Annotated in this window: 6 protein-coding genes; all 6 read left to right on the top strand. The window is 70.9% G+C overall.

Going from position 1 to position 7,284, the window contains the following annotated elements; all coding sequences use genetic code 11:
• Positions 1–25 precede the first annotated feature (25 nt).
• Positions 26–1,549, top strand: a complete 1,524-nt coding sequence (locus tag Q4I23_RS28515; protein ID WP_498528449.1) for an ABC transporter substrate-binding protein — start codon at positions 26–28, stop codon at positions 1,547–1,549.
• On the top strand, positions 1,546–2,664 hold the full coding sequence (locus Q4I23_RS28510; RefSeq protein ID WP_498528448.1) for a ketopantoate reductase family protein: 1,119 nt from the start codon (positions 1,546–1,548) through the stop codon (positions 2,662–2,664). Before Q4I23_RS28515 ends, Q4I23_RS28510 begins: the two co-directional genes overlap by 4 nt.
• A 16-nt stretch (positions 2,665–2,680) precedes the next feature.
• Positions 2,681–3,406, top strand: coding sequence for an RraA family protein (locus Q4I23_RS28505; protein WP_498528447.1), 726 nt, complete (start codon positions 2,681–2,683; stop codon positions 3,404–3,406).
• Positions 3,407–3,655: 249 nt separating this feature from the next.
• Positions 3,656–5,263 carry an ABC transporter substrate-binding protein gene (locus Q4I23_RS28500; protein ID WP_498528446.1) on the top strand — a complete coding sequence of 536 codons (1,608 nt, stop codon included), beginning with the start codon at positions 3,656–3,658 and terminating at the stop codon, positions 5,261–5,263.
• A gap of 11 nt (positions 5,264–5,274) precedes the next feature.
• Positions 5,275–6,705, top strand: a complete 1,431-nt coding sequence (locus Q4I23_RS28495; protein WP_498528445.1) for an amidase — start codon at positions 5,275–5,277, stop codon at positions 6,703–6,705.
• A gap of 7 nt (positions 6,706–6,712) precedes the next feature.
• The coding region (locus Q4I23_RS28490) for an ABC transporter permease (protein WP_498528444.1) at positions 6,713–7,284 on the top strand (572 nt) is incomplete at its 3' end.

Here is a 7,284-nt window from a genome sequence, read left to right as displayed (position 1 = left end):
GTTATAGTCTCGTGGGCTCGGAGATGTGTATAAGAGACATTTTAAAGGGGGGACGCTGATCGCGGTCATCAACCCGGAACCCCCGATCCTCACCAACACCGTCAACAACCACTTCAGCGTCAACGTGGTGTCGTCCAACATCTACGACGGGCTGCTGAGCTACGATTCGCAGATGAACCCGATCCCCGCCCTGGCGGAGCGGTTCGAGGTGTCGCCCGACAAGCTGTCGATCACCTTCCACCTGCGCAAGGGCGTCACCTGGCACGACGGCACGCCCTTCACCTCCCGGGACGTGGCCTACAGCGTGCTGGAGCTGTGGAAGAAGCACCACCCGCGCGGCCGCACCACCTTCGGCGACGTGACGGCGGTGGAGACGCCGGACGCCGCGACGGCGGTCCTGCGCCTGTCCCGCCCGTCGGCGATCATCCTGAACGCGCTGTCCGCCGCGGAATCGCAGGTGCTTCCCGCCCACCTCTACGAGAACACCGACCCCCGGACCAACCCGCGCAACATCAACCCGGTCGGCACCGGTCCCTTCCGCTTCGTGGAGTGGAAGCGCGGCGAGTACATCGCCTTCGAGCGCAATCCCACCTACTGGGACGCCGGCAAGCCCCATGTGGACCGCTTGATCTTCCGCATCATCCCCGACGCGGCGTCGCGCGCCGCGGCCTTCGAGACCGGGGAGGTGGTCTACGGCCCCTTCGACCCGATCCCGCTGGCCGACGCGGCCCGCCTGCGCGCCAACCCGGAGCTGGCGCTGACCACCGCCGGCTATCAATGGCTGTCGCCCTTCTTCACCTTCGAGTTCAACGTCAAATCCAAGATCGCCGGCGATATGCGGGTCCGCCGCGCCATCGCCCACGCCATCGACCGCAAGGGGCTGATCGAGGCCGCGTGGTACGGCTTCGGCACCCCGGCGACCGGCCCGATCCCGCATTACCAGAAATCCTACACCAAGGACGTGGCCGGCTATCCCTTCGACCCCGTGGCGGCGGAGCGGCTGCTCGACGAGGCGGGCTACCGGCGCGGCGCCGACGGCGTCCGCTTCGCGCTGTGGCACGACTATTCCAACGACACCGAGTCCCAGCAGAACACGGCGGAGTTCCTGCGCCAGAACCTGAAGGCGGTCGGCATCGACCTGAAGCTGCGGGCCGCCGACCTGCCGACCTATTACAAGCGCGTCTACACCAACTACGACTACGACACCCGCTCCGGGCAGTTCTCGGCGATGATCGACCCGTCGCTGGGGCTCTACCGGCTCTATGCCACCAGCTCCATCGCGCCGGGCGTGCCGAACACCAATGGCGCCCAGTATTCCAACCCCGAGCTGGACGCGGTGATCGAGACGGCGCTGCGCGAATCCGATCCGGCCAAGCGGACGGAGGCGTTCCACGCCTGGCAGCGCATCGCCATGACCGACCTGCCGAACATCCCGCTGTTCGAGCTGGAGCGCGTCACTCTGCACAGCCGGCGGGTCAAGGGGCTGGAGGACCGGCCCGACGCCGCCTTCTCCTCGCTGAAGAACCTGTGGCTGGAGGGCGGGGCGTGACCGACCGTCCGGCAGGATCGGGGGCCACCGCTCCGCTCCGCCCGCGCATCGCCGTGCTGGGGGCTGGCGCGGTCGGCGGCTACATCGGCGCCCGCCTGTTCGCGGAGGGCGAGGACGTGACGCTGGTCGATGGCTGGGCGGAGCATGTGGCGGCGGTCACCCGCTCCGGCCTCGCCATCACCGGCGCGCGGCCGGAGGAGGACGAGACCGTGCGCGTCCCGATCCTGTTGGAGGATCGGCTGACCGACCTCGGCCCCATCGACGTCGCCATCGTCGCCGTCAAGTCCTGGGACACCCGGCGGGTGGCGGAGCTGCTCCGCCCCCGGCTGGCCCCCGGCGGCTTCGTCGTCTCGGCCCAGAACGGCCTGAACGAGCCGGTGATCGCGGAGGTCGTCGGCGGGGACCGCGTCGTCGGGCTGATCGCCGCGCGCATCGGGGTCGAACTCGACCGTGCCGGACGCATTCTGCGGCGGGTGTCGCGCGGCAGTCCGGGCATTCCGGTCTTCCGGATCGGCGAGCCCGACGGGCAGACGACGCCGCGCATCGAGGCCCTGCGCGGCCTCATCGCCAAGGTGGATTCGGTGACGGTGACCGGCAACCTGACCGGCGAGCGCTGGTCGAAGCTGGCCGCCAACGCCATGCGCAACGGCCTGTCCGCGGCGACCGGCCTATCCATCGACGCGATGGACCGCGACCCGCTGCTGCGCCGCTTTGGCATTCGGCTGGCTGGGGAGGCGGTGCTGATCGGCGAGCGGGTGGGCTTGCGGCTCGAAGGGATCGGCGGCACGCCCCCCGCCCTGTTCGCCCGCGCGGCGGAAGGCGACCGCGCGGCGCTGGCCGAGGTGGAGAGCGCGCTGACGGCCTCCGCCGTCTCCGGCAAGGCCGCCGGGCAGCGCCCCTCCATGGGGCAGGACATCCTCAAGGGCCGGCGGACCGAGGTGGAGGAGATCTACGGTCCGGTCCTCGCCCGCGCTGAGGAAACCGGCGTCGACGCCTGGGCCAACCGGCGGGTGCGCGACGCCGTGCGCCGCATCGAGAGCGGGGCGGCGCGTCCGGACCCCGCCTTTTTCCAACTGGACCCCTTCGGCGATACCGCGACCGAAGCCCGTGATTGAGAAGGACCGACCGAGCATGAGCAACCGACCCGATACCAAGCGACCCGACTTCGACTTTCCCCGCCCCACCCCGGCCCAGATCGCGGCCTTCCAGGGGGTGACCGCCGCTACCGCGCACGAGGCGCAGGGCCGGCGCGGCGCGCTCGATTCCGCCATCAAGCCGCTGCGGCCCGGCTTCCGCATCCTGGGGCCGGCCTTTCCGGCGCAGGGGCAGCCGGGCGACAACCTGACCGCCCATGCGGCCATCGCCTTCGCCCGTCCCGGCGACGTCATCGTCTATTCCGCCGGCGGTTTCGTCGACGGCGCGTCCTTCGGCGACACCATGGCCACGGCGGCGCTCGCCCGCGGCCTGGGCGGCGTGGTGATCGACGGTGCCGTCCGCGACGCCGCGGAGCTGCGCAAGCTGGACCTTCCGGTCTTCGCGCGCGGAGTCAGCCTGCGGTCGCGCGGCGACAAGGCGCGGCTCGGCCCGCTCGCCCAGGCGGTCGAGGTGGGGGGAATCCGGGTCGAGCCCGGCGACCTGATCATCGGCGACGACGACGGCGTGGTGGTGATCCCGCTGGCCGACCTCGACGAGGTGGCCCGCGTCTCGCGCGAGAAGGAGGCGAAGGAGGAGGAGTTCCGCGGCCGGTTCCGCGCCGGCGGCGTCACGACCTGGGACCTGTTCGGCGCCGGGATTCTGGCGAAGAGCGGCCAACGGCTGGTCTTCACCGAAAGCGGGGCCGACATCGTTCCGGTGTAGAGGTGGGATAGGGGCGGCGACGAGGAAGGGCGTTGCGCGTCGGAACGGGGCCTGCCCGCCCTGTCCGGCGCGCCGCGATTCCTGCCTCCGACGCCTGCATGCGCATGTTCATCGGAGCGCAAACGCTGTTCAATTTTGGACAATTGCGCAAACTCAACAAGCAAATAGGATGAATAAAAATAATTTAGCGAAATAAATTGGTGATTGGACGCCGCCGGTGATCCCGTCACCCCTGCCGTGGAGAGACTCATGGATCGCCGTACCTTCCTGGGTGCGATGGCCGGGCTGGTGCCCGCCGCCGCCTTCACCCGTACCGCCGCCTTCGCCCAGAGCAACTCCGCGGCATCCTCCCGCTCCCGCCCGCTCTCCATCGGGGCGATCTCGGCCCCGAACTCGCTGGACCCCCATTTCTACCAGTCGCCGACCAACAACCAGACGCTGCGGCAGATCTTCGACCCGCTGGTGACGGAGGACGCGACGGGAACGCTGCGCCCCCTGCTGGCCGAATCCTGGCGGGCGTTGGACGAGACCAGCTGGGAGTTCAAGCTGCGTCCGGGAATCCGCTTCCACGACGGCACGCCGCTGACGCCGGACGACATCGCCTTCACCATCGAGCGGGTGCCCAACGTCCCGAACAGCCCCGGCTCCTTCGTGCCTTACGTGCGTAACGTCGCGGCGGTGGAGGTGATCGACGAGCGGACCTTCCGCATCCGCAGCAAGACGCCGAACCCCTTCCTCGACCGCGACTTCACGAACCTCTACATCCTGTCGCGCAAGATCCACGCGGGCGCCGAGACGGCGGATTTCACCTCGGGCAAGCTGGCCGTCGGCACCGGGGCCTTCCGCTACGCCGGCTTCACCGTCGGCCAGCAGATCGAGCTGGAACCCAACCCCGCCTACTGGGGCCGGACGCCGGGCTGGAGCCGCATCCGCACCCGCTTCATCCCCGACGCCGGGGCGCGCGTCGCCGGACTGCTGTCGGGCGACCTCGACCTGATCGACGGCGTGCCGGTGCAGGACGTGGCCCATCTGACCGCCGACAAGAATGTGGACATCTTCAGCGTCGCCAGCGCCACCAGCGCCTACCTGTTCCCCGACACCAGCCGCGACCAGGCACCCTTCGTCACCGACCGCGCCGGCCGGCCGCTGGACCGCAATCCGCTGAAGGATGTGCGGGTGCGCCAAGCGCTGTCGCTGGCCATCGACCGCAAGGGCATCGTGGAGCGGTTGCTGCTCGGCCAGGGCACGCCCGCCGACCAGTTCGCGCCGCCGCCCGCCCCGGACCGGCTGCCCAACCGCGCGCCCATCGCCGTGGACGTCGCCCGCGCCAAGCGTCTGCTGGCGGAGGCCGGCTATCCCGACGGCTTCGGGCTGACCATCCACGGGCCGAGCGGCTTCTTCACCGGGGACGTCGCGGTGCTCCAGGCCGTCGCCCAGGGCTTCTCGCGCATCGGTGTGGAGACCAAGGTGGAGACGCTGCCCATCGCCACCTTCTTCTCCCGCGCCACCAACCGGGAGTTCGCCCTGTTCCTGACCACCTACGCCACCACCAACAGCGCGGAGCTGCTGCGGCAGGTGGTGCTGACCAAGGACCAGGACACCGGGGCCGGTCCCTTCAACCGCCAGCGCTATTCGAACCCCAAGCTGGACGCGCCGCTGCTGGCGGCACTCGGCGACTTCGACGCCGAACGGCGGGTCGCCCGTATCCGCGACGCGCTGGCCGCGCTGGAGGAGGACGTGGGGGTCATCCCGGTCTTCTACCCGCGCTTCAACTGGGCGGGGCGCAAGGGTTACGTGCGCTTCGTTCCCGGCAACGCCTTCGGCCACACCAACGCCGTCTTCGCCGAGCCGGTCTGAGGAATCCCGCCATGTCCCTGTTTTCCGACTATCAGGCCCACGACGCGGTGGGCCTCGCCGCCCTCGTCCGGCGCCGCGCGGTGTCCCCGGTCGAGTTGCTGGAGTCCGCCCTGGCCCGGCTGGAGGCGGTCAACCCGCTCATCAACGCCGTCGTCGAGCAGTTCGCCGATGAAGCCTTCGCCCAGGCCCGGAGCCTGACGGGGGAGGAGCCGCTGGCCGGCGTCCCCTTCCTGCTGAAGGATCTGAACATCCAGGTGCTCGGGCGGCGCACCAGCAACGGCAGCCGCCTGTGGCGCGACCACCGGGCGGTCAAGGATTCCACCGTCACCGCGCGCTACCGCGCCGCCGGGCTGGTGCTGTTCGGCTTCACCAACACGGCGGAGCTGGGTCTGGCCTGCGAGACGACGCCGGCCCTGTTCGGCCCCACCCGCAACCCGTGGAACCGGGAGCGCAGCGTCGGCGGCTCCTCCGGCGGCGCTGCGGCGGCGGTGGCGGCGGGCATCGTCCCGGCGGCCCATGCCACCGACGGCGGCGGCTCCATCCGCATCCCGTCCTCCAACACCGGCACCTTCGGGCTGAAGCCGACGCGCGGGCGCAACCCCTTCGGCCCCGACCTGGGGGAGGGCTGGAACGGCCTCTCGGTGCACCACGCGATCACCCGCTCGGTGCGCGACAGCGCCGCCCTGCTCGACGCCACCCACGGGCCGGAGCCGGGCGATCCCTACGCCGCGCCGCGCTTCGACGGGCGCTACCTCGACCTCGTGGAGCGCGATCCCGCGCCGCTGCGCATCGCCTTCCAGACCCTGGACCATGAGGGGCGCGCCGTCGATCCCGCCGCCGCCAAGGCGGTGACCAACGCGGCGGCGCTTCTCGAATCGCTCGGCCACCGGGTGGAGGAGGCCAGCCCCGGCGTGGACGGCGCCGCGCTGAAAAGGGCGACGCGCATCATCGTCGCCTCCAACATCGCCAACGTCCTGCGCGCCCGCGAAGAGGCGCTGGGCCGGCCCGTCGAGCCGGACGAGCTGGAGCCGATCACCCGCCTGTGGGCCGGGGAGTCCGCCCGCTACAGCGGCGCCGACCTCGCCCGGTCGATCTGGACGATCCACGGCCTGTCGCGCCTGTTCGGGCGCTTCTTCCAGAGCCACGACGCGCTGCTGACCCCGACCTTCGCCGCCCCGCCGCTGCCCATCGGGACGGTGGACATGCAGAGCACGGATCTCGACGGCTACTACGAGACGCTGCGCCGCTACAGCGCCTTCACCTCCGTCTACAACAGCGCCGGCATCCCGGCGGCCAGCGTACCCTTCGCGCTCGCGGACGGGCTTCCGGTCGGCGTGCAGATCGCCGCCCCGCTGGGCGAGGACGGGCGGGTGCTCCAGCTCGCCGCGCAGATCGAGCGCGCCCGGCCCTGGGCCGGCCTGTACCCGCCGCTTCCGGTGTAGGCATCTGATGACCGGAACGATGGTGGGGTGGCTGGTGCGGCGGTCGGCGCAGGCCGCCCTGGTGGTGCTGGCGATGACGGTGCTCGTCTTCGTCGGCCTTCATGTCGCGGGCAACCCGGTGGACATCCTGGTCCCGCCCGAGGCCGACGCGGCGGAGCGGGCGCGCATCGCCGCGTCCTTCGGCTTGGACCAGCCGTTATGGCGGCAGTATCTGCTGTTCGTGGGGCGCGCGCTCCAAGGCGATCTGGGGCGCAGCTTCATCTACAACCAGCCGGCCCTGGCGCTGGTCGTCGAGCGGCTGCCGGCGACGCTGGAGCTGTCGCTGGCCGCCCTGATCCTGGCCGCGGGGCTGGGGATCGGTCTCGGCCTCTACGCCGGGCTGCGCCCGCGCGCGGCGGCGGCGCGGCTGATCATGGCGGGCAGCGTGGTCGGGCTGAGCCTGCCCGGCTTCTGGGTCGGGCTGATGCTGGTGATCGGCTTCTCGGTGCGGCTCGGCTGGCTGCCCAGCTCGGGGCGGGGGGAGACCTGTCTCTTATACACATCTCCGAGCCCACGAGACTATAACAGCTCTCTCGTATG

This window comes from Azospirillum sp. UFLA03-27 (assembly GCF_059803775.1).
Note: the sequence above shows the minus strand (reverse complement) of the source record. Positions and strands in the feature narration are given on the sequence as shown.